Consider the following 25,140-nt stretch of genomic DNA (forward strand, 5'->3'; position numbering starts at 1 on the left):
GTACACTGGTATATTACATATATTTTTCAATAAAAATCTAAAAAAATTTATGTCTACGTGTAATCAGTCTTTACCTGTCATCATAAATGAATAACATAGCAAACATCATCTAAAAAAGCCTAAGAACTAAAAAATAGAAAGCTTGTCGCGTCATAAACTACTCATTATAAAAATAAGTGATGCTTATCAGTTTTTATCCAACTATCCGCATTCAGTCATATAAGGCCGGATATTTCCCGTATGAAATCATCCAGCAGGCTTTTTACAAGATTCACGTCTGCCGCGGTGTCGCAATAGCTGATAGAGCATCGCATGGTATCTCCGAATGAATATACGGTAAAGTCGAGATACGGGGGGAATGTGACCGGGCCGAACAGCGATATATCCGTGACCTTTATATCGCCGAAATTGACGTCTTTCGGACCGATAATTCCAAGGTTCGAGAAACACGGGATAGTCATTAAAGCCCGTGCACGCTGCTTCACGAAGTGTCGCGTTACAAAGCTCATCGGCATATATCCGGCAACGAATGCGGTCTGGAGAAAAAGCATTTGAGAGAGGTCCATTTTATTTCTTTTTGCCGTGTCCATGAACTCATGTACCCGGGACAGCGTATCTTCGAATGCCTCTCCCGGCTCCCGGTTTATGGCGGGGATGAACAGCCCGGAGAGAGAACAAATGCTGCCGGCTTTTCCGGAAGGCATATAGCGCCGGAGATTTACCGGCACCGTTACCGGTAACGGCTTTCCTGCCGGCGGATCCAGCACCTCGAACAGTGCGCGGTAAAATGCCGTCAATAGCAGGTCATTGATCTTAATACCTTTTCCATGGGCATATGCCCGGATGGCCGCAGACCTTTCCGGACCGATTTCAGCAGTGAGGAAAGAACGGCCGGAGTAGTCGGAACTTGTGACCGGAAAACACCACTCGAGCCCGGGGATCGTTATATGCAGGCTTGATTGGGCCAGAGTGGATAGCCCGACATGTTTTTCCAGCTGCCATGGGCTTCGGTTTCCGCGCGAATTCGGAACAGGCCGGTAGCCAGGGTCGAGACAGGCATGCCGGTATATCGAGGAGAGCAGCTCCAGGTATTCTTTAAAGCCGCCGCCGTCGGCGACCGCATGGGTCATCTTCACGCATAACACATCCCGGTCCGAGCGAAATAAGCGTGCCTGGATCTGGGGAGCCGTAAAAGTATCCATCGGGGCGGCCATGAACCTTAACGCTTCATTCAACGCATCCACTGTCTCGATGACCGGGCATAGGTCGATACTATCAAGGCTATCGGACCGCTGCCATCGGAGGCGAAATGGCCCTTTTGTCATTCTACATCCAAGCACCGGCTCGGCATCCAGGGATAGCCGTATCGAACGAGCCATAAGTCCCGCGTCCACGCGGCCGCTAAAAGTGATCAGGCTGTGCATTTGCCCGTCGCTATTTGAGTTATTAATGAACATCAGCTGATCCGTAGCTGATGCACGATAGAATTCCTGTATTTTGTCATTATTAAAAGGTCCGGCAGCCATTTAATCGCTGTATGACCGCTTATTAGTTAAAACCTCTCATCATCGATTAAAACGCAGGCATTAACCGCATATATGCCATGTGTTTTTGTTTAGAGATAGCAGGATAAAATTCTAGAAATTATTAGAAACTTATTAAAATGTACATTCTACTACAAAAAGGCTGGTGGGACAACCCAGATTCGAACTGGGGTCCAAGCGTCCCAAACGCTCGAGGATGGACCAGGCTACCCCATTGTCCCATATGTTGCGAATCATAGTTGTGCTGGTATCATAAATACATTACGGTTACAATTTACGGTTTTGTAATGAACGTTCAATACTTTCAGGCGTCTCTAAAGATATTTATGCCTCCAGTCACCATACTGTTGGAATCGTATCATGTCAGCTAATAAGATAGTCCCGAGGAGCTTTTTTGACAGGCCGACGGTGGCCGTGGCGAAAGACCTTCTCGGAAAAGCACTGGTAAGAGAACATCCGGTATATGGAAAAATGGCCGCAAGGATCGTCGAGACCGAGGCATACGTCGGTATGGACGACAAGGCATGCCATGCCAGTAAGGGCATGACCGAGCGTAATAAAGTGATGTTCGGCGAGCCGGGGCATGCTTACGTTTACATGATATATGGAATGTATTTCTGTCTCAATCTTGTCACGGAGCATAACGGCTTCCCTGCTGCGGTCCTTATTCGCGCTGGAGAGCCGCTGGAAGGAATTGAGGCTATGAAAAAGCTTAGAGGGGATAAAGTAAAAAAGCTGAGAGATCTGACGTCAGGCCCGGGAAAGCTTTGTAAAGCCATGGGCATTAATCGCGAGCAGAACGGAATAGACCTCTGTAAGAAAGGGGAATTATATGTCGTTGATCTTCCTCAAGAGAACTATGAGATCGTGGAATCTGTCAGGATAGGCGTGGATTATGCTGAAGAGGACAGGCTTAAGCCGTGGCGCTTCTACGTGAAAGGGAATCCTTATGTTTCCAAAAAGGACTCCAGGGATGAATAATTCCTTTTAACATATTTAGTAAAAAATTATTACATTTTTTGCTCATTTTATATTCAAATATTTAATAAATTATTCTAAATTAAATTAGTGTTACGATTTTTAACAATTTTATATTCATCTAATTTTATTTATAATAACTTTACATTATATTTATTAAACATAATATTTGCATACTGTAAATAAAATTGATTTTAACTCAAGTAATTTTTTTCATCTTTTTATTATTAAACCATAAGTTATATTACTAATTAGAAATTTCAATATAGTAAGTATTTACTAACCAAGCTAATGAAAAAGCAAAACATCGGCGGTATGATGCAATGTCATGTCAACTCATGCCATAGCATAGGAGGCAACCGCTTTCCGCATTTAGATAATATAATTAAAAATTCTAAATGTTGAGATGTAATAAAAAATATGAAAAAAATGTGGGGGTATGAGGTAAGATAGGGCGTATATTTAATTATGGTAAATATTGAATTTTAGTAATTTTATTATTTAGTAAAAATGAAAAACGGTATTTAAAGAAAATGGGAAAGGGGGTATATAGCTTTGAATGATCGTATCATATCAAAGAACCTGAGAATTATTACTAACACACTTAGCGTGCTTACTATTATAGCATTTTTACTGGTAAGTACATTTTCGGGGATCGCGTGGGCGCAGACTGCGGTTCCTCTTACAGAGGTATGGGTAGACGATAGCTGGATAAGCAACAGCAGCGGGGATATAGTCGGCCCCGGGCTGTTATTTGGTTATAACGCTTTCAGTGACATCAACTGGGCTATTGAGAACGTCTCATCGGGCGGCACGATACATGTTGCAGATGGAGAATATTCGGAAAATGTCAATATCTACAAGCCGGTATCGATACTGGGAGCAAATTATCAGGGTTATGACAGTTTCGTGTCGTCAAGTATCGAAGAGACTTTGATCGACGGTATAATAAAGATCACCTCAAGTGATGTGTTTATCAATGGCGTGACCATTGATGTTCCAGCTGATTTTGCTTCTGATCACGGTATATATGTGACATCGAACGAGCTTGTCGGCGCTACGATAGCCGGCGATCTTACGAACATCGTCATACAGAACTGTAACATATACACACTGGAAGGATACGGTATTTACTTTGATCAGGTGAGCAGTTCATCGATCCTGTACAACTTCCTCTACAACGACGATATTTCTCCTTATGGTATTTACTCCGAGGGTGACGGTGTCAACATTACCGGAAATTACCTGGAAGACTTCAATAATGGTATATTCTCGTTCGGCGACAACTGTATAATAGATTCGAACGGCATATACTGCGGGGAAGGCGATACCAGCATTTTCTCGTCGGGAGAATATGTATCCATTGAGAACAATTACGTGGACTATTATAACACAGGCATAGTTTCGACCGGAAACGATTCTACCATAGCGAACAACGAGATATATTCTTACTATGGCGGATATGAAGAGACCGTCGGAGACGCTGGTTATGAATATTACGGCATTGCTTCGGAAGGAGATAATGCGAACATTGCCTTTAACGATGTGTATTACTTCAGCGTCGGCATATACAATCTGGGCAACGGCAGCTTCATTAATGATAACTATGTCGAAGGCGACGAATACGATCCATACGGCATAATATCCGAAGGCGATTCAGTCAGTATCGGCGATAACACCGTCCTGTACTATTACATGGAAGGTATAGACTCATTCGGCACCGGGTGCAGCATTACCGGAAATAGCGTCGCGTATGACGATAATAGCTGGGGATTTGTGGGAATATACTCCGGCGGAGATTCTGTGGAACTATCAATGAATTATGTCCAGAACTATTGGGCTTATGGAATATATTGTTACGGAGACGGCGTTGTCATTAATGATAACACTGTCGAGGACGTCTATGAGGAAGGCGACGATGACTGGGGCATAGTAGCCAGAGGAGACTTTGTCACCATCAATGATAATACCGTCCGGAACAATTTCTTTGGAATATATACATATTGTAATGAAACCGAGATAGGCGACAATAACATCCTTTATGATGAAGGATCCTTACCGTCGACAGTCTTTGCCGGACTTGCTGCGGATAGGGACCGGTTCGATATAACGGCCAATATCCCTGCCGGAATGAACCTGGCAAGCGCATCTCTCGTCGGAGATTTTGATGAAGGGGACTATGTCGAGATCGGCATATTATCGTACGGCGATCTTGTAAACATCCACGACAATCAGATCACTGATCTCTACAATGGTATAGTGACTTTTGGCGACGATTGCGACGTATCATATAATGTTATCGAGACAGTCTTTGGCGAGAACGGAATATATTCAGAGGGCAACGCGATCGAGTTCCTCTCAAATAGCATATATGGCTATGTTTTCGGAATAACGTCCACGGGCGATGACTGTACATTCACGGACAACGATGTGTACCGTTATAACGAATATATTGACGACCCTGTTTTTGACCAGGGACTTGTAGGCTGCTATATCACAGAGCACGGGATCTGTTCTAACGGAGACTCGGCGGTCATAACCGGCAACGATGTTTATGACTATTTCCTCGAGGGAATATTCGCCCGCGGTGACGGCTGTGAGATAACGGACAATTATCTCATGACAGAATACGGTGAAACGGGGATCACAGCAGACGGATTTTCCATTATAGTGACTGGTAACACTATCACCGGGTTCACTAAAGGTATCTTCTCCGCCGGAGACTACAACATCATAGCGGCGAACACAATATCCTACTACGGATCCGAGCTTGATGCAATGGTAGGTCTCGGGGAATACGATAGCTGTGCCATTGACTATGACGGAGACTTTGGAATAATCGAGGAGAACACGATCGAATACATGCGCTGTGCCATCGACTACTGGGGCAAGTACGGCACCGTCAGGAATAATATGATCACGGCATACCCGGGATTCTATTACTACATATGGAACAGTGACATAGCATACTTCGGTGACTTCGGCATAATCGAGGGTAACGTCATCGATTATGGATTTGAAGAGCCGCCTCTACCGCCTGTAAGCCCTGCCGAAGGCGAATATGGCGCTGATTACGGCCAGACCGGACTTGCGTTCGGTGATATATCCTATATCGGATATGCCGGTTACATACAGGACAACGTGCTAAACACCGAATATCCCACCTTACTCGGAGTATTCTATCTGGGCAACACCGGCAGCATCGTGAACAACACGATAGAGAACCCGATCGCAGGAGTGATATACGCAGGCAGCACCGGTACCGTGAGTGAGAACAACATACTCAATGAAAACCAGGGCGGAATCGGTATTGGCCATCTCGGATACTACGCGACCATAGAGAACAATGAGATAAACAATACCGCGATGGGTATCCTCTACGTGAACAGCATAATATCGGTCCTGACGGACGTGCTGTCCGAAGACAACATCCTGTACGGCGGGGACATAGAGGACATATTCTTAAACAGCGCCGAATACCTCGGCTATGAGATCGATGACGGCCTGCTCAGTGCGGCAAACACCGTCGAATTCTCGGACCCGGGCTTCTCAGGCCATATTAACGGCAACTGCATAAACAACAGCGAGAATTATGGCGTGAACTGGGGTATAGTCTACTACGGATATACGGGTACCATCAACTGCAACGAGATCTACGGCAGCGAATGGTCCATGAAGGGCATAACCGCAGTCTCCGATAACCTCACTATCGCAGGAAACACGATCGAGGGCATCGGATACTACGAAAAGGGACTGCCCACGGCAACCTTAGAATCCGACATGTATGGTATCGGGCCCCTATGCGAAGGCATAGCTATTAGCGTATACCCGGTCACCAGGAACTTTGAGGACGGTAACGCATACATCTATGACAACTACCTCAGGGACAATGAGATACAGCTGATGTTCTGGTCCGACGAGATTCTCGGACAGGGCGACGGCAGCACCGGCAAGATCGACCTTGCAACCCTTGAGCAGATATTTGCTACAAACGACCTTGACGCCAGGAGAGTATACATAACTGACAGCGAGGGTAACCTCAAAGTAGAGAGCCCTCTGGACCTTCAGAAATTCATCATAGATCCGCTGGGTATTTGCGAGTTCATCCTGGGAGGATACGACCCTGAGGACTTCGATGATGTCGGCCTGATATTCGTAAGGACGTTCATCCAGGACGCGGTAGATGCTGCGAACGAATCGTCCGATATGTACGGCCAGCCTCTGTTGAGCGATACCGTAAATCTAAAACCGGCAACATACGATGAATGCCTGTTCATCCTGAAATCGGTGAACATAGTCGGAACTGAAGAATCCGGTACGGGAGAGCCGCTGGCAATAATAAGGTCATCCGGACCCAAGGGGCTACCCGAATCAGTCGGCTACACCTACGTCCACGGCTTCCCGATCATCGACGTCGTTTCATGGAGTATGTACCCCACGTTCGCTAACATAGCGAATGTTCAGATAGATGGTTCGGGAATGATCGACTCAGAGTTCGTACCGTTTAGCGGCATATTCTATGATAAAGGCACGAACGGCACTCTTTCGGACAACATGTTCGTGAACTTCGGCCCGTTCGGCGACGCCAGTGAAGCATACGGCAACGCAATGGTCGGCGAATATGGCCAGGTAGGATACGCGGTCGTATTGAGCAACCATGAGGGCAGCCAGTACTACATGAACGATAACACGTTCACTGAAGTGCAGGGAGCGCTCCTAAATTACGGAGAGCTTGACTACGTGCTGACCAACACGACATTCTTCGAGAACGGCAACGTCATCACCGGCGACAAATACTTTGTATACGTCGATACCTACGGAAACTACCGCATAGACGGACAGCTCACGGGCGACCCGGATTACCTGAACTATGTGATATGCATGGTCGGCGGCAACGATATGTGGCAGACAGCCATCCCGAACGAGAAATACGAGATAGCCATGGGTGCCGGGAAATACTACATGAGCACACCGATGGTCAATCCGTATAACACCGTTACGCTTGTCGGTCCGGATGACTGGGTCTATATCTTTGTGCCGGACGGACAGCCTGAGAACATAATAGCAGGCTACAACGTCAGCTTCGGCGTAGGAACATGTGAGTACGACCTTGTCTACGAATGGAACCTGATATCAGTACCCTTCGAGCTTGAAGATAATAACATAGAGAACTTCTTCCCGCCCGAAGTTAAGGCAAATATCGAGTCAGTTTGGAGATACGACGATGATGGCTTATGGTATCTGTACAAGCCTGACGGCGACTATACGGGATGGGATTTCCTTGGTACGGATCCCCTGTCAACGATAGAGCCTGGCATTGGATACTATGTCAATATGACCGATGGCGCATCATTCACCGTATCGGGAATCATCCCGGCGGATTCGCCGCTGGGCAGCTGCTCGATCAACGACCAGTGGAATTGCATAGGCATTACCGGGATCGATTCCTATGATGCGGCAACGTTATTCGGCGACGCCGATTCCATAGAATCTGTCTGGACTTATGATAGCGGATACTGGTATCTGTACAAGCCTGACGGCGACTATACGGGATGGGATTTCCTTGGTACGGATCCCCTGTCAACAATAGAGCCAGGAATAGGCTACTGGGTAGAGCTTAAGGAGCAATAGGAGGTTCTAAGATGAGTAAAAATAACTTAAAAAGATTCGTATCGGCAGTATTCGTACTGGCATTGTTAGCAAGCGTGATGTCATTTGAGGCTGTAGCAGCCCCGCCGGTCCCGCCGACACCGACTCCGACGCCGGTCCCGACGTCTACGCCGACTCCGACACCGAGCGCGACGGCTTCGCCAACATCTACGCCTACGTCAAACCCGCCTTCTGTCCCGTCAGGTGGCACGTTCCATTATGTCTGGGATGTATACGGCACTCCGACCCCTGAACCCACTATAGTTCCGACACCGGAGCCAACGGTAGTTCCGACTCCGACACCCGAGCCGACGCCGGAGGCAACTCCGACACCGACCCCGGAGCCTACGACGACCGAGCAGACAGGATTTGACATAAACCTGTTACTCCTGCTGCTGGCCATACTGGTCATAGCTGTCGTTGGAGCATACTACCTGTTCTTCAGGAAATAGTAAAGATAGAAAGATGAAACGTGGAGTGAATTCACTCCACTTTAATTATTTTTTAAAAAATGATATCTTAAGATCTTATGGAAAAAATATTTCCTTTACGCTTTGATGCAGGAAAATTTATTTTCTAGATTTTTTTAGCTATCAGTGTTTATACAGCTCTTTATTCATCCTGGGGATCAGAGCCATGAAAACGCTCTGCTCCGTCAGCCTCGTCCTGTCGAGCATGCCATTTGATAAATACCCTATCGCGCCCATCTTTTTGCCGAGATCATCGATGCCGGTGAATTTGCTCATTACCTCCCCTACTTCCTTTCCGGAGAGGACTTCATCCAGTACTAAGGAAGGATATTCAAATCCGCTGCCGCACCCGATGGTGGTCCATTGGCCGTCGAATATGGCACAGTACTGCACGTCTATGACATACCCCTCAATATCAAATAATCCTGCTTCTATGCCGACACCGTAATCGTATCTTCCGGACTCGTACGCGTTTTTCGCGCGGTTCATTGCACCTTTAACCGTATCATTTCCAAACGGCTGAGAAGGGACACCGGAAGGAACGTTTATCCCGTCCACTGTCACATCGCCGAATACACTGCTAAAGACATTCTCCGCTGCATTTACCTTGACAGGATTATTCGTGCCGACGGCTATTCTCACTCTTTAGGCCTCTTTAAAAGATTACCATGAGTGTCTATCTCGCCTTTGACTATCCTTGTCGAGGATATCGGGTCTCCGTCCTCGGCAAGCACATAATTTACCAGAATGACGTCAATCGGGTCAAAGCCTTTGCTTTTCCTGATATCGTTGATCTTCAGGGCTGTAGGATAAGTCTCAGGAGAAACGACTATCTTATCATAATCCTCAGTCAACGTTTTACCGTACGGGTCATTGATCTTCATGATGTTCGGCTCAACGCCTATCTCTTTCTTTATCCATTCCCTGAGCTTATTTTCCCTCTCTTCATAGGTCTCGACGGGCCTGACACGGCTTCCTGTCGCCATCTCGTCCGAGGTAAGGCCTATATCGACATCATGGCTTAGCCAGTATGCTTTTCGAAGTAAGAGCTTATGCCCGTCATGAAGGGGTTGAAAAGTGCCCCCCACAGCTACTTTCATGTTCAGGAATGCCTCCTTATTCATTTAAGTACTTTCGGGAAAGCCCGACGTACTCTTCACAGTTGACGACAGGGTATCTCATCTGTTCCGGCGTAAGCTGCCTGACGACCTTTCCCGGGATCCCCACTACAAGAGAGCCGGGAGGTATCTTATCATTTTCTTTTACGACGGCTCCGGCGCCGATAATACAGTTCTCGCCTATCTCGGCCTTGCTGAGCACGACGGCGCCCATTCCGATCAGTGAGTACTTGCCTATGGTGCAGCCGTGGATGACAGCGCAATGGCCGATGGTGACGCCTTCGCCTATGACCACGTCCTCGCCCGGTGCCGAATGGATGACGACGTTGTCCTGGATGTTAGCTTTTTTTTCGACGATGATCTTACTCATGTCGCCTCTCAACACCGCACCGTACCAGATGCTGGACTCTTCCCCGACCTCGACATCTCCTATGATGGCCGCGGTCTCTGCAACGAACGCGCTATCGGCTATTTTTGGCTTTGCGAAGTGTTCGAATATCATTATTTCTCTTACTTATAGTCGTACTTAAATCGTAAAAATCTATTTATTTTTTATAGTGAGAATTAATTAGCTATTATTTAGCTGACTTTTAATAAAATTATATAATTAATAGTAAAAAAGACGATTACTTCTCTCATTTTAAAATATATAAGTAAGTAAATTTAAACTATGGTAAATTTTTACTTAATGATTTGGGAGTAAATTTATTTTTAAACAATATTTTACGCTATAATTCATATTTTGCAAATAAACCAAAATTTTTTATAGTAAATATGTAATTACATTTTCATAAGAAAATATTTCCGACGATTATTATCGTGAATAAAAAAGTTCATCATACATGGTGTAATAATTACAAAAGTTTTCGCGGCCCGGTGCCCGTTCCTGGCATACGGGTAAAAAGTAATTATTACTTCACCGTGTAAAATGTGGGGGTATATAGCAAATGATAAAAAGGGGTATAGATGGTTCCATCTATGGTAGTTTAAAACATTTTAAAGTGTTGGTTTCCCTTATGGTCGTCTTTTTATTGATGGCGACCTCGCTAGGGACAGCTCAAATCGTGAATATTATAAACGGGTCATCTTCTGATGGTCCGGACGGCTTATCTTTACTGGGAGCGACTTCGCTGCCCATTGTGAATTTTAAACAGATCTCATATGTCGCAGGGGAAAACCGTGCCGATGGATACATAGAGATCACGGTCAGACTGAACCAGGTGCCGACCCAAAGGATAGCCGTGCATTATGACCTTGTAAGTGCCGGTACGACCGCAACTGAAAATACCGACTTCACTCTGGAAAGTACAAAAAGAGTGGTATTTGGTGCCAGCGGCGATACTGCTACTGAAAAGACCTTCCGGGTATATCTTATAGATGACAGCAGGTATGAGGGAGACGAGACCGTACAGCTCAAGCTCAGGATCAACAGCGCTAACGAAGATAAAGTAGTGCTCGGGAATAAGAACGTCACGACCATCACTATTACCGACGTGGCTGACCGGCCAAGGGTAATGTTCGACAGGCCTTCCTATAATGTTAACGTGAACGAAGGCATAGGCACGCTGACTTTAAATGTCGTCAAAGACGGCGAGACCGACCTTCCGTCCAGCGTCAATTACAGGACACTTAGCGGTATGGCATTACAGGGTCAGGACTTCGCTCAAAGCTCCGGCACGCTGACTTTCGGGCCGACCGGCACGACCGCCTCGATCAATGTCACCATCAATGAGGATTCGATATTCGAGGTCCTTGAAAACTTCACTGTGGAACTATACGACCCTGTCGACGCAAGGATCGGATGGAGAAACCCTGCCAGCGTATGGATAACGGATAATGATACCGCGCCAGTCGTACAGTTCAGGCTGTCGTCATATACGTTCGATGAGAACGATGGCACCGTTCAGGTCACCGTGACAAAGACCGGCGAGACATCCATGCCGGCCAGCGTTGACTACGCGACAGCGAACGGCGGAGCGGAGGCAGGACAGGACTACGCTTCCACATCAGGCACGCTTACTTTTGACGCATCTGAATATGAAAAGGCTTTTAGCCTCGGCATAATTGATGACGGGGTTTACGAGCTTTCGGAGTTCTTCTATGTGAACCTCTCAGGTCCCGTGAACGCGACCCTTGGGTCCGCTGATTCCGCGCAGATCAATATTGCCGATGACGACGACGCGCCCGAATTCACTTTCAGCGCATCCTCTTATGACGTGAACGAAGATGCCGGAACAGTTACCATCAACGTGACGAAGTCGGGAGAGACCAGGGTATCGGCCAGCGTTAATTATACGACTGCCGACGGCACTGCGTTAGCAGGCTCAGATTATGCCGCGGCATCCGGAACGCTGGATTACGCATGGGATGAAACCTGGAAGACTTTCACCGTTGACATCCTGAATAACGGCCTTTACGAGGGTAACGAGCTCTTCTATGTGAACCTTGCGGATGCCGTAAATGCGGAGATAGCAACGCAGACATCGCAGGTCAACATAATCGAGGACGACCCGATACCGGTGATCAGCTTTAGCGAAGCCGTCTATAATGTTAACGAGAACGGAGTAAGTATAGATATCGAGGTCATAATGGACAATGAGGCATCAGAGCCGGTAACAGTCGATTATGCGACCTATGACATCACTGCCGTGAGCCCGGCAGACTATCAGGGATGCAGCGGCACTCTGACCTTCGAGACAGGCGAACACTCCCAGTCGTTCACAGTGCTGATACAGGATGACAGCGTGTATGAAGGCCTTGAGAGCATCGGTCTGGCATTAAGCGGCCCTTCGGCGAATTCCGTTCTCGGCAGCCAGGTCACTGCACAAATAGACATAACGGAAAATGACGCATACCCGACGTTCGGGTTTAACCGGACAGGGTATAACGTAAAGGAGTCAGATGCCAGCGTCACATTAAAAGTGCTCATGTTCGGCGAAGCATCGATGCCCATCACCATCAACTATGGTACTATGAACGGTACTGCAGTGTACGAGGATGATTATAACAGGACATCCGGACACTATACCTTCAATCCAGGAGAATCCGAAAAGACCTTCACGGTAGCCATACATGAAGACTCGGTCTGGGAAGGGGACGAGAGGTTTAGCGCCATACTCGTGGATACGATCGGGAATAATTTGAACTCTACGGAGATCACTATACTGGAAAATGACCCGCATCCGCCACCTGTATACGTTGAATACCTGTGGAATGCAGCGATCGCGCTGAAGAACAGTATAGTCCCGGATGCGACCCCGACGCCTGAACCATCTGTAACGCCGACACCTGTGCCGACTGTTTCGCCGACGCCTGACCCATCGGTAACAGCTACGCCAACCGCAGAGCCTACCACGACCGAGCAGACCGGACCTGGCGATATAATGGTATGGGCACTGCTGATCGTACTGGCTGTTGTCGGGCTGGGAGCAGGATACTTCCTGGTGTTCAAGAAGAAATAAATAAAAGTCGATGGAGTAATTTTTACTCCATCCTATTTTCTTTTTCTAAAATTGATTTACAGAAATATATTAATTAATTTTTTATATATTTACAATATTTATATTAAATATGATAGTAAAGAAAAATGTTTAAAAAATATTTTCTAATAATACAAAAAAAAGTAAATTTACTTTTATAAAAAAACTTTTACGTTGAATTAAATTAGAATAAAAAATTTTTACCATAAGCTTTATTTTTTATAATAGTAATTACAATGTTGTAATTAAAAAATCATAATAAAAATCGATATTAAATTATTATTAAAAATAATAAATTATAATATTAAATATAATAGTATATATTAAAATACAGTATTGAAAAATAACTGTAAAAAAAGGGGGTATATAGCAGTGAAAAAAATAAATGGCCTATTTAGTAAAGATAACTTCAGGTCCGGATTGTTAAAACTACTGGTATTCGTAGTAGTTTTGTCAATTATATGGTTTACCTATAGCGGGATATCCGGCATGTCAAAAATTGCCTATGCTGTTCCCGATAAAGCAGTTGTCGAATTTACCAGTGCGTCCGTTAATGTGAACGAGAATGACGGGACAGTTTCTATAAGTGCCAGTATGACCAGCACTCTGGACGAGAATATCAATATTAATTATGGTACAAGAAATGGTACAGCTTTCGCAGGCTCTGATTATGTTGCTGTACAGAATGGAATTTTAACATTCGTGAGCGGGGTATCATCGCAGACAGTAACCTTTACTATTACTATCCTGGATGATATGTCACCAGAGAACATTGAGTACTTTTATGTAGATCTCTCAATTCCCGGTAGTGCTAATAGTAAGGTTAGGTTAGGTACGAACGGCACTATCACGATAAATATTATTGATAATGATGCAGTAACGCCGACTCCGACTCCGACTCCGACTCCGACTCCGACTCCGACTCCGACTCCGACTCCGACTCCGACTCCGACTCCGACTCCGACTCCGACTCCGACTCCGACTCCGACTCCAACGCCGACTCCGACTCCAACGCCGACTCCGACTCCAACGCCGACTCCAACACCAACGCCGACTCCAACACCAACGCCGACTCCAACACCAACGCCGACTCCAACACCAACACCAACACCTGAGCCTACGGTGACGCCGACGCCGACGCCGACTCCGGCTGCAAGCGGCCCCGTAACATCGGTCGATTCACTCCCTCCGTCCGAGGTGTCATACTTATATGATAACTGGGTGTTTATCCAGCTGGTTCAAGGAGCTCCTGGATCCCCGACAGTGACCCCGTCACCCGTCCCGACGATAGTCCCGACTCCGGTACCGACGCCTGAGCCTACGGTGACCCCGATCCCGACTCCGGCAGGAACAGTGACCCCGTCACCCGAGCCAACTACGACAGAACAGACAGGTTTTGGAGATACCTGGATATGGGCTGTGCTGATCATAGTTGCGATAGCAGGTGTCACAGCAGCATACTTCCTGTGGTTCCGGAAAAAATAGTAATTAATAAATGATGGAGTAAAAATTACTCCATCCCTTTTTCCTTTTTATATATTTGATCCTTCGGTTTTTGTGGTTCTATATTATTTGTGATATTATTATATACATGCAGACTAAAGATAAAAAATAAAAAACTCCTAAAAATCGCAGCAAAACCAAAATATTTTAATATAACTTTTTACCGAAAATTTTTTTATAAGAGATAAATTAATAATGAATTTTATAATAACTAAAACGCTAATTAATAATTTCATTCATATTGAAATAAACAAAACTTATTTTTTTAAAAAAAATTTTATTACAAATTAAAAGAGATAACAAAATATTTACCATAAACTTTATTTTGAAGAAGTAAATACATAATAGTAGTTAGTAAAAAATAATTAAAAAATTGAAAAGTAAATTTAACATTAAAAATAATTACATAATAGTAAAATTTATACTATATGCTATATAAAAATAAATAAAATAATCGAAAAGGAGATTGGTAGTAAAAATATAAATAATAAACATAATTTAATTAAGTAATACCTATGTTTACAGTATTAAAATAAAAAAATAAAATATTAAAAATAAGATAAATATATGCAATATATCGGGGGGTATATGGCAGTGAAAAAGATAGATAATAGAAGATCATGGTATAATAATGTCCTTATATGCTCATTTGTATTATTACTTACAGGAGCATTATTGTTCAGCCTTGCAGCGCCGATGGCCTGGGCTGTGAAAGATGTAAATAACAAAGAGATAGAGAATGGGTCTTCACCTATATGGCCTATATTTGAAGGCGCAGAGGTTGGCCCTAATGGAACTCATATCGCCCACTGGGGATGGCATAATTTAAATAGCATTCCCATAGAGATACCTTTGGGCACTGATAATTATATAAAATGCCAGGTAATTGAGCCCATACCCGATCAAGTGCCGCCGACATATTTCTCGCCGGGGCGTGTCTTTAACAATTTTACATTGATATTCGGACAAAACATGCAGTGGCACCTTAGTTATAATAACAACCAGAATGATTCTACGATTAACTGGAATACCTGTAAGAAATTCATAACTGTAAGCTTTGAGTCTGGCAGTTACGTTATCAACGAGGGTGAAACGGCCAATATCTCAGTAATTTTGAACGCGCAAGCTGTTTCCAATGTGACCGTGAATTATTCTTCGACGATAGCCAGCGGTACATTAACTTTTACCCCGGGCGTAGTCAAACAATATATCGAAATACCTACAGTTCAGAATGACGTCTATGACGGAACCCGGAATATAGACATAGGATTGATAATCCCGGACACTGATGCGAATGCGGGACCCGGAGCTATAATGAACACAACGCTCACCATAATCGATGACGAACCGGCGCCGGTCATAAGCATAAGCCCTCTCCACTCGGTAAATGAGGGTGACGGGACCATATCGGTATCAGTTACAAAGAGCGGCAATACCAGTGTGAACGCCAGTGTGGATTATAGCACTAATGACGGCACCGCAGAGGCTGTATCAGACTACCTGGCAGCATCCGGCACATTAACGTTCCTGCCTTCGGAGACAGAAAAGACGGTATACATCAATATCGTCGATGACGGTATTCCCGAGATCCCGGAACTCTTCTTCGTGAATCTTACAGATCCGGTAGATGCTACATTAAGTCAGTTCAACGTAGCGGACATCATAATTAATGATAATGACCTATGGCCTTCAGTGGAATTCAACCTGTCATCATATACCTTCAATGAGACGGATGGCACTGTTACGTTCACTGTGATCAGGACAGGTAATCCAATACCGGCATCAGTTAACTATTCCACCAACAATGGTACTGCACTGAGTGGATCCGATTATGCTTCAGCATCCGGAAAATTGTTCTTCGGGCTGAACGAGAATGAGAAAACATTCACGGTGAACATATCCGATGACAGCCTTGGCGAAGGCGACGAATTCTTCTTCGTGAACCTTTCCGACCCGGTGCTTGCCTCGCTCGGAAGCAACAGCATCGCGATCGTGAACATCGTCGATAACGAACCGAAGCCTGCAGTCCAGTTCAGCTCACCGAGATGCTATGTGGATGAAAACGACGGATCGATAGTAGTGACGGTCAGCATGACGGGCCAGACATCAAGGAACGTTACTGTTGACTATGCCACAGGCAATGGCACGGCAGAATACGGGCTTGACTATACGGCTGCCAGCGGAACGCTGACGTTCGAGCCGGGCGACACAAGCAAGACGTTCAGGATATACATACTGGATGATGTCCTTGCAGAAGATAATGAGACTATCAACCTGACGCTCAGCAATCTGTCGGCGAACGCAGTATTCGGTACTAGGGTCACATCCGTAGTGGAAATAATCGATGACGATAGCGCTGAGACATCGTTCGTGATAAATCTGCAACCGGGCTGGAACCTGATATCGATACCTTTGATGAATGACACCATATGGGCAAGTCAGTTACAGGATATTGGAATATCGATGGTGGCGGAATATGTGAATACGACTGATGGGTTCAATATGTATATGGCAGGTATAAGCCCGTCAGAGGATGATATCCAGATCAAGATCGATTATGCCTACTATGTATTCTGTGACAGAGAGACTACATTTACCGTTATAGGCGTATTACCAGGCTCGCGTAGCATAGCTATTTACAGCGGATACAATATGATCGGATGGAGCACTCTAAGCACATCAAATGCAAAAGCAGTATGTGAATTGTTGAATGGTAATCAGATAATATTCAGGTACAACAATGCAAACGACGGGTTTGATGTATACATGGAAATGATCAGTCCCGACGAGGACAGCTTCGTTATGGGGCCTGGTGAGGGGTACTATGTATACTCCGACTCAGCAGAAACTCAAACATTACCATTTGGAGGGGTTTAATGAAAACAGGGAGAATATCAATATTTTTTGCCACTCTATTAACTTTAGTCATTATTAGTGGCATTATAGCACCGTCAGTGTTAGCAGCTTCTTCGCCAACAGGAGTATATGGGTATGTACGAGTCGATGGTGCTGTTACGTCAGGAGTAACAGTGACCATAGCCGGCCAATCAGATGTGACTGATGGAAATGGGTTTTACTCTATCGGTGTATGGAATGGATCAACGTATACTATAACTGCTACCTATGGAAGTCTTTCTCAAACAAAGACGATCACTACGAATAGTCCGTCAATGCAGGTAGACTTTAGTTTAAACACACCAGCACCAACTCCGACTCCGACTCCGACTCCGACTCCGACTCCGACTCCAACACCGACTCCGACTCCGACTCCGACTCCGACTCCTACTCCAACTGTAACTGCAACGCCGACGCCGACTCCAACGCCGACTCCGACACCAACAGCAACGGCCACGGCAACTCCTACGGCCACGGCGAACCCGACCGGTAACCCTACAACAGTGCCATATAACCCGACTCCGACTCCGACACCTACACCGACACCGACAGTTGTACCGACAACCGATCCGGGCAACGGCAGCGGAGGTAGCGGGGGAGAAATAGAAATAACACCGACTCCGACTCCGACTCCGACACCAGAGCCGACTACCACGGAACAGGTCAATCTTGATTTAAACATATGGTGGCTGCTGATCATATTTTTGATCATAGGAGCGGTGGCACTATACTTCTGGTATAAGAACACCAGTAAATAAAACAAGATATGCGGGAGTTTATAACTCCCCATCATTTATTTTTATAACTGTAAACATTTTTGTTTAAATGTATGAATAAAAATGTTTTCTAATTTTTATTAAATATCATAAAGGTAAAAAACTGTTATTTACTTATTATTATATTTTTACACAAATCTAGAAACATATATTTATTCGAATATATTTGCTAAATTACACAACCGTAAACTTTATTAGAATTAAGCAATTACAAATATGTAATTACTATAATTTGGGGGGTAATATTTATTATTTAAACATATGATGGTAAAAATTCCATTGTGTGTTTAAATGATGGCGATGATATAGTGATCCTCGAAAAGATCGAGGAATCATCATCGTAAAAGCATAAATGTGGGGTTGATCGCTAAATTGTCGGATCGTTATGGTGGTTAATATCTTCATATATCCGATCTCGGTTTTTATGATTTAGCATCGCTACATAAACAAAAACGTGGGGGTATAAGCAGCTATAGGCAGATATGCAGGTACCGGGGGGTTACTGCATATTTTCCTTAGCTTTGCGATGCTCCCTGGAAAATGGGGGTTTCAATAAAATGTCAAAAAATAAAATGATAGCCAGCCTATTCGTTGTTTTACTCATAGGGGCTTTGTTCATATGCACAAGCGGGGCTTCCCTCGCTTTGGCTGCCGATCCTACAGCAGATAAGATGGTCCTGACATCCATATACAAAGTTCCGGCTGACAATGACGGGTCATACCTGTATGTGATGAGGGTCAGAAACACAAACTCAGTTAACGTCGATGTACATGCATATATATCTGGCATGGGTAGCGTTTATAAGAATTTCACCGCTCCGGCTAACAAGGATAGCTTCTTCGCCCTTGAGAAATCCGGCAGCAATCCGACGATAAAAGCAGATTATTACTATAACGATGTAAAATTCGGCGGACATGTAAAAGCGACTAACAACAATATCAAGACAGCTGTCGTATACCTGGGTAATGTGCCAGCTACGGCATATGAGGGCCAGTCTGTAAACATTCCTATTATAATAGACCCGATATTGCCAAAGCCGTTAATGACCTTTAAATACGATTATAACGGCGCTGAAGCGACATATTATCCGCATGGCTACGACGTATATTGCTTACCTGTAGGATCCTTCCCGGCAGCAGCAACATACAATAAAGATGTGACGATGCCTGAAGATGATGTCTACGGCACAGCTCCGGGCCCGGCGGTCTTCACGCTCGTTCAAAGCCTCATCACAGGCCTTGAGATCGGCGAGCCGTATACTGTATCCATAGAAGTTTTAGACAACGATGAGCAACCCGCGCCGAGTGCGACACCGACACCGACTCCGACACCGGAACCCACTGCGACTCCGACACCCGTTCCGCCGGTGACGATAGAGACGTTCCCGCCATCCCTGATATCCTACCTGTATGAAGGGTACGAATTCATCGGGATAGTAGAGGGCGCTCCGGGAGCGACTGTCACTCCAGTACCAACGATTATCCCAACTCCAATACCAACACCCGAGCCGACCGCGACTCCGTCACCGGAGCCGTCGGCGACCCCAACACCTGAACCCACGGCAACGCCGGCCCCGGAGCCCACGACCACCGAGCAGACCGGTATAGATATGAATATGATGATAATCATATTCGCGGTGGTAGTAGTGTCCGTAGCAGGCACATACTTCCTGGTATTCAGGAAAAAATAAAAATTAAGTAAAAACCGTGGAGTTGAGTTCCTCAACTCCACCCCATTCCATTTTGTCATATTTTTTTATTATGGGCTTTACCCGGCAAGCTCATGTAAATCAAGCAACAGCAAGGCTTTCAAGAGCGACAAGATTTTAATATTAAACTGTGAATGAGTCAGCTAATTAGCCTATAGCCCAAAAACAGAGGGCATACAGCTAAAGCAGGGAAAAACATGAAAAACGACAAATCTCACGTGATCGCAACATTGATCTTTTTCGGGCTGGCTCTCGTAGCAGTGCCGGGCATTGCATTTGCAGACCACATCATTCCGGGCATCCCTTCAAAACCATCGGTTCCGGCAGTGCCGTCGATGCCGGCAAATCCTATCGTATCGATAAAACCGGCGATACCCTCAGTTCCTCCGTTCCCGACATTTCCCCCGATGCCCTTCCCGACGTCGACTCCTACGCCGGTACCGAGTCCTACCGTTACACCGACAGCAACTCCTGAGCCGACACCAGTTCCCAGCATCACGCCGACGCCGTCTCCGATACCGTCGGCGACTCCGACCCCCGGGCCTACTATCACGCCAACTGTCACGGCCACACCATTGCCCGATCCTACTGCGACCCCCACATCAATACCCCAGATCGGAAATGTCGGAAGCCCTGCCCCGGGAAATTCTACAAATAATACGGGAGTGATCCCCGGCACCGGACAAACAGTATCCCCGAGCCCGACCACAGGCACCGGCGGCAGCATAGACATAGGTGAAGAGGTAACGACAGAATATGCGGGCATAGGCGGCTTTAACATACTTCTCGCGATATTCACGATAATAGCCGCAATAGACGTATTCATATACTCAGTGAACACGCACAAAAAAATATGAGAGCGTATCAAACTTGAGCTGATCAAGCCTGATACTCATTTTTAATTTACGCTTCCAGCCTGAGCCTCTTCAGGACGAAGTCGGTATCCAGGGCGAGCAGGAAAGGTCCCAGCTTCGGGCCCCTGGGCTTTCCAAGAAGAAGTAGATAAGCGGTCTTGAAAAGCTTGGCCGGCTTAATGTCTTTGCGCTTGGCTATCTCGAAGATCTCGTACTGGGTCTCCTCTTCCGTGTGCCTTGCCTCGATAAAGTCAGCGATCTCCGCCAGTGCGTCCTTTTCGGCGGGCTCCATTTCAGGAGGCAGGTCCAGCGCTTCTTTTATATCGATGTTGTACTCATCCGGCGCGTACTTGCGTGCCCAAATTCCGGCCTTATGGACACGCTTGAGCGCGTCCGTCTCCTGCTCCGGAGTGGCATCCTGGGGCAAATGCCCTGTCTTTCTTAAGGTCCTGAGTATGTGCTCGTCGTTCTTGGAAACGCTCACCATCGCTGCGAATGTGTATGGTATCCTGATCTTGCGGCGGTCTTCCATGGGCAGCATCGGATATACGCGCTTCGCGAAATCTTTCTCTTCCGGATCCGCTGCCTCGACCTCATCGTAATATACTCTCTCGAACCTGTCAAACCCGTCGACCAGGAAGTTGATGTTCTTCACTTCAAGGTTCTTCTGCTTCATCGGGTTCAGCGAATAGAAATAGAGGAACACTTCCGGTTCCATGATCTCGGCCATGTCCTGGGTGATATAGACGTTGCCGTGCCTTGTCGACATCTTGGCCGAATTGACCAGGAAGAACTCGTAGACCGTATAAACGGGCGGCTCTCTTCCAAGTATGACCTTTGATATTTCCTGCCCGGAGGGCCATGAGCCTTCATAGTGGTCCTTTCCGAACGGCTCCATCTTGACGTCGAATATCTGCCACTGGGAGGGCCACTCGAACCTCCACGGGAGCTTACCGTTATTCAGCGAAGTAGTGCCTTTATGTCCGCACCCGGGTATGTCGAACTCGCCGGCAAGGGATTTACTCTCGCAGATATAGTCGACTGTCCAGTTATCGAGGTCGACGGATACAGCCTTTGCGGTGATCCTGCCGCATTTCTCGCAAATAGGGTTAAAGGGAATATAATCGGGCGGAGTGTTCCTTTGGTATTTGGAGATGACCTCTTTTGCCTTTGGTATGTCCGATAATATCGTCCTCATGGGAGGCTCGAACTTTCCTTCTCTGTATAGCTGGTCGTTGCTATAGTCCTCCACTTCCACTCCAAGCATGTTCACGCCGTCGAGCCATACGTTGTTGAAGTGCTCCGCCCACGACTTGCAGCAGCCGAACGGGTCCGGGACGTCCACATATGGTATGCCGGCATATTTGTTCAGCTCGTTAAGCTCTTTTTCGGAGAGTATATGCCACTTGCCGTCTCTGTCGGGCATCCTTTCCGGTATCTTCCTTAACGGGTCGCGGTCGTCGCTCGTATGGACGTGCCTTGTCTTGACCCCCATGCTTTTCAGCGATTCTTTGATGAAATATCCTCTGAGGATATCGTTAATATTGCCTATGTGTTTGCCGCCGGAGGGTGAAGCCGCGCACTTTACTACGACTTCTCCTTCTTTGCCGTATCTCTCGATAACTTCATCAGCTAGCGTATCAGCCCAAAATACTCTGTAAGTCATGCTCTCGTCCGCAAAAATCTACATTCTCATAATATAAGTTACTTTCTGCTTCGATAAGACCCCGGGGTTCTAAAGGCTCTACGGATCCGTAGAGCCTCATATATTTTAGGATATATTTTGGGGCATCAGACCGGCGCAGGCATGAGCCTTACCGATTCTACGAACTCTTTAGCCCTTGTCCGGTAATCCCCGCATGATATTTCCGCATGGTAGAATTTTCCGGCTCCTATGAACTCCATTCCTTTTTGCTCAAGCTTATCCTTTACCTCGTTTATCACGTCTTCGAAGCCGCATTTTCCTGCCGTGGTGATCACGGCGAACTTTTTACCTTTGCAGTTCTTAAGCTGGGCGATATACTCGTTTACCGCCGGGGGCGCAAGCCAGGCCCATACGGGCGTTGCCAGTATCAGGCAGTCATATTTGCTCATGTCGGTTGTGCATGGCTTTATGTCGGCCCTCTCCTCGAGCCATTCGCTCATGCATTTCATGTCCCAGTTTGGCTGCTCTACTGTCATTATTCTGGTTATGTCGGCTCCCATCTGATTTTTGACCTCCTCCGAGATCTTCCACGTGTTACCGGTAAAAGAATAACAGGCTATCAGTGTTTTAATAAAATCACCCCTCATTAGTCGAATTAAAATATATTTATTATTATATAATTAATTTACAATTTTTAAGCAGTTTTTCATATAAAAAATACAAAATTCTATGTCTGATTAATCACTAATAGTAATGGGTCATATAATGAAACTACCATGGTATTATGTCATCGCTGTGATCATTTTATTTTTAGCCGCTGTGGCCGTATTCGATCTTTTTCAGGATGGACCTGGCGAGGGGGATGTATTGTATCAGGTATCCACCATCGATGCCCTGATGCAAAGCGTATACGATGGCATCATACCTAACGAGGAGCTAAAAAAGCACGGTGACATAGGCATCGGGACCTTTAATGGCCTTGACGGAGAAATGGTGGCCGTAGATGGTAACTATTATCAAATAAAGTCGGACGGTGTCGCATATCCTGTCAAGGATGATATGATGATACCCTTCGCAACGGTGACTTTTTTTGAGATAGATAAAACCATCCTTGTTGAGGATGCCGGTAACTTTACAGAATTTACCGGAAAAATGGACGCGGTATTGCCTTCATCGAACTTATTCTATGCGTTCCGCATTGACGGGCAATTCCCGTATATAAAAGCTAGAAGCGTGCCGAAACAGGAAAAGCCCTATCCTCTTCTTGTTGACGCCGTAGCAAATCAGTCCGTGTTTGAGTTCCATAACGTCACCGGGACCATAGTGGGCTTCTATACGCCCCAGTATGGAAAAGGCATCAATGTGCCCGGGTACCATCTCCACTTCATCACGGACGATAGAAAAGCCGGCGGGCATATCCTCGACTTTAGCATAGATGAGGCGGACGTTAAACTTGACATAACTCCAGAATTCTATATGGAATTGCCTACGGACGGGGATTTCATAGGCGTTGATCTGACAAAGGACTTACATAAAGAGCTGGAAAAAGTGGAAAAATAGCCATAAATTCAATTATTCTCTCACAGGCTTATATGGCCGTGTGAGATGTCGAATTTTTCTATATTTTGTTAACATTCGTCTTTAATTTGGTCAATTTATTTAATCAATCTATTATTTTACCTTTTAATGAGGCAGACACATGGCAGATTCGGACGAAGATAGAGTATACCAGCTCAAGGTAAGCGTAAAAGGATACCGCCCGGAAGTATGGAGACGCTTTTTAGTGCAGGAAAACGCGACTCTTAAAGAGCTTAACGATATACTTAAGAATGTAGTGGGATGGGAAGGTAACTACAAGCATATGTTCGTCATCGAAGGCGACCAGTATGGCGACAGGATCGTTGGCCGCCATTTCCGTAATGACAGGGACGTAAGGCTAAAAGACGTTGTCAGAAAAGAGAATGTCAGGTTCGAATACGATTATTTTTCCCCGGACATGTGGCAGCATGAGGTCATGGTCGAGAAAATATTGCCAAAAGAAAAAAACAAACTGTATCCGGTATGTATCGAAGGCTCTTGCAGGACACCTGTGGAACACTATGGAAGAGAAGAATATTCGCTTGACCAGAGCAAGGCGGGAGATACAAAAGAACTTATGGATATGTCCATGTACATGATGGAGGATTCTTTCGACGTGGATGAAGGAAAGCCGTTCTGCATCGATGAGATAAATGAGAGATTAAAAAGGTTAAGGATAGGTAGCACAAAGGTAATGCCATAAATAAGAAAGATACCTCATATAGTTTTTTACAATATTATTCAAGATCTTATGATAGTTATCGGGCATATCGTCCAATTTTCCGCGAAGCGAAGCGAAGCGGTCATGCCGGGGGAGTCCAGCGAAGGAGCCCGAGCGAAGCGAAGGGTCCGGAGCGACTAGAGGGGGTGGAAGCCCCCTCTTCGTACCTGTAAAAATCATGATGACCTTTTGAGAGATCTTATAAAAAGAACATATCAATA

The 25,140-nt window shown here is 45.7% G+C and carries 18 protein-coding genes and 1 tRNA gene; 11 read left to right on the plus strand and 8 right to left on the minus strand.

The features are described from left to right. Positions 1–215 precede the first annotated feature (215 nt). A complete protein-coding gene (locus tag CUJ83_RS10215) occupies positions 216–1,526 on the minus strand; it encodes a WS/DGAT domain-containing protein (protein WP_230742210.1) in 1,311 nt (436 codons plus the stop codon). 161 nt (positions 1,527–1,687) lie between these two features. Beyond that, positions 1,688–1,765: transfer RNA gene (locus tag CUJ83_RS10220), tRNA-Pro, on the minus strand. Positions 1,766–1,904: 139 nt separating this feature from the next. Here CUJ83_RS10220 and CUJ83_RS10225 point away from each other — a divergent pair. The 3 genes from CUJ83_RS10225 to CUJ83_RS10235 all read left to right on the plus strand — a co-directional run bounded on the left by CUJ83_RS10225 (position 1,905) and on the right by CUJ83_RS10235 (position 8,623). Then, positions 1,905–2,525, plus strand: coding sequence for a DNA-3-methyladenine glycosylase (locus CUJ83_RS10225; RefSeq protein ID WP_230742211.1), 621 nt, complete (start codon positions 1,905–1,907; stop codon positions 2,523–2,525). A gap of 552 nt (positions 2,526–3,077) precedes the next feature. Continuing rightward, positions 3,078–8,153, plus strand: a complete 5,076-nt coding sequence (locus tag CUJ83_RS10230; protein ID WP_230742212.1) for a right-handed parallel beta-helix repeat-containing protein — start codon at positions 3,078–3,080, stop codon at positions 8,151–8,153. A gap of 11 nt (positions 8,154–8,164) precedes the next feature. Further along, positions 8,165–8,623 (plus strand): hypothetical protein, encoded by a 459-nt coding sequence (locus CUJ83_RS10235; protein WP_230742213.1) that lies wholly within the window; start codon positions 8,165–8,167, stop codon positions 8,621–8,623. Between the two features lie 141 nt (positions 8,624–8,764). Here the strand turns inward: CUJ83_RS10235 and yjjX are convergent, their stop codons facing one another. The 3 genes from yjjX to CUJ83_RS10250 are packed head-to-tail and all read right to left on the minus strand — an operon-like array spanning position 8,765 to position 10,261. After that, positions 8,765–9,283 (minus strand): inosine/xanthosine triphosphatase, encoded by a 519-nt coding sequence (gene yjjX / locus CUJ83_RS10240; RefSeq protein WP_230742214.1) that lies wholly within the window; start codon positions 9,281–9,283, stop codon positions 8,765–8,767. Next, the gene (locus CUJ83_RS10245; protein WP_369424162.1) at positions 9,280–9,741 is read right to left on the minus strand and encodes a phosphopantetheine adenylyltransferase; all 462 of its coding nucleotides are present in this window, start codon (positions 9,739–9,741) and stop codon (positions 9,280–9,282) included. Before CUJ83_RS10245 ends, yjjX begins: the two co-directional genes overlap by 4 nt. A gap of 16 nt (positions 9,742–9,757) precedes the next feature. Then, positions 9,758–10,261 (minus strand): gamma carbonic anhydrase family protein, encoded by a 504-nt coding sequence (locus tag CUJ83_RS10250; RefSeq protein WP_230742216.1) that lies wholly within the window; start codon positions 10,259–10,261, stop codon positions 9,758–9,760. A gap of 514 nt (positions 10,262–10,775) precedes the next feature. On the opposite strand from CUJ83_RS10250, the gene CUJ83_RS10255 reads away from it, so the two are divergent. From CUJ83_RS10255 to CUJ83_RS10275, 5 genes are all read left to right on the plus strand, one after another. Beyond that, positions 10,776–13,220: a Calx-beta domain-containing protein gene (locus CUJ83_RS10255; RefSeq protein ID WP_230742217.1), complete on the plus strand. Its 2,445-nt coding sequence runs from the start codon at positions 10,776–10,778 to the stop codon at positions 13,218–13,220. A 507-nt stretch (positions 13,221–13,727) separates the two neighbouring features. After that, positions 13,728–14,723, plus strand: a complete 996-nt coding sequence (locus CUJ83_RS10260) for a Calx-beta domain-containing protein (protein WP_230742218.1) — start codon at positions 13,728–13,730, stop codon at positions 14,721–14,723. Between the two features lie 606 nt (positions 14,724–15,329). Next, positions 15,330–17,618, plus strand: a complete 2,289-nt coding sequence (locus CUJ83_RS10265) for a Calx-beta domain-containing protein (protein WP_230742219.1) — start codon at positions 15,330–15,332, stop codon at positions 17,616–17,618. Continuing rightward, positions 17,618–18,394 carry a hypothetical protein gene (locus CUJ83_RS10270; RefSeq protein ID WP_230742320.1) on the plus strand — a complete coding sequence of 259 codons (777 nt, stop codon included), beginning with the start codon at positions 17,618–17,620 and terminating at the stop codon, positions 18,392–18,394. The genes CUJ83_RS10265 and CUJ83_RS10270 overlap by 1 nt, the downstream gene beginning before the upstream one ends. A gap of 575 nt (positions 18,395–18,969) precedes the next feature. Next, positions 18,970–20,103, plus strand: a complete 1,134-nt coding sequence (locus CUJ83_RS10275) for a hypothetical protein (protein ID WP_230742220.1) — start codon at positions 18,970–18,972, stop codon at positions 20,101–20,103. Between the two features lie 232 nt (positions 20,104–20,335). Here the strand turns inward: CUJ83_RS10275 and CUJ83_RS10280 are convergent, their stop codons facing one another. Then, positions 20,336–20,722: a hypothetical protein gene (locus CUJ83_RS10280; protein ID WP_230742221.1), complete on the minus strand. Its 387-nt coding sequence runs from the start codon at positions 20,720–20,722 to the stop codon at positions 20,336–20,338. Here CUJ83_RS10280 and CUJ83_RS10285 point away from each other — a divergent pair. Further along, complete coding sequence (locus CUJ83_RS10285; protein WP_230742222.1) at positions 20,697–20,978, plus strand: hypothetical protein; 282 nt, start codon at positions 20,697–20,699, stop codon at positions 20,976–20,978. The two genes, CUJ83_RS10280 and CUJ83_RS10285, sit on opposite strands and share 26 nt — an antisense overlap. A 46-nt stretch (positions 20,979–21,024) precedes the next feature. Here CUJ83_RS10285 and lysS read toward each other — a convergent pair whose 3' ends face one another. After that, positions 21,025–22,641: a lysine--tRNA ligase gene (gene lysS, locus CUJ83_RS10290; RefSeq protein WP_230742223.1), complete on the minus strand. Its 1,617-nt coding sequence runs from the start codon at positions 22,639–22,641 to the stop codon at positions 21,025–21,027. Between the two features lie 125 nt (positions 22,642–22,766). Beyond that, complete coding sequence (locus CUJ83_RS10295) at positions 22,767–23,267, minus strand: flavodoxin family protein (protein ID WP_230742224.1); 501 nt, start codon at positions 23,265–23,267, stop codon at positions 22,767–22,769. Between the two features lie 118 nt (positions 23,268–23,385). Between CUJ83_RS10295 and budA the strand changes: the two genes are divergently transcribed. Next, positions 23,386–24,180, plus strand: a complete 795-nt coding sequence (budA, locus tag CUJ83_RS10300; RefSeq protein WP_230742225.1) for an acetolactate decarboxylase — start codon at positions 23,386–23,388, stop codon at positions 24,178–24,180. A 139-nt stretch (positions 24,181–24,319) separates the two neighbouring features. After that, positions 24,320–24,901 (plus strand): plasmid pRiA4b ORF-3 family protein, encoded by a 582-nt coding sequence (locus CUJ83_RS10305; protein WP_230742226.1) that lies wholly within the window; start codon positions 24,320–24,322, stop codon positions 24,899–24,901. Positions 24,902–25,140 lie beyond the last annotated feature (239 nt).

Origin of the sequence: Methanooceanicella nereidis, assembly GCF_021023085.1 — an archaeon.
GTDB lineage: Archaea > Halobacteriota > Methanocellia > Methanocellales > Methanocellaceae > Methanooceanicella > Methanooceanicella nereidis.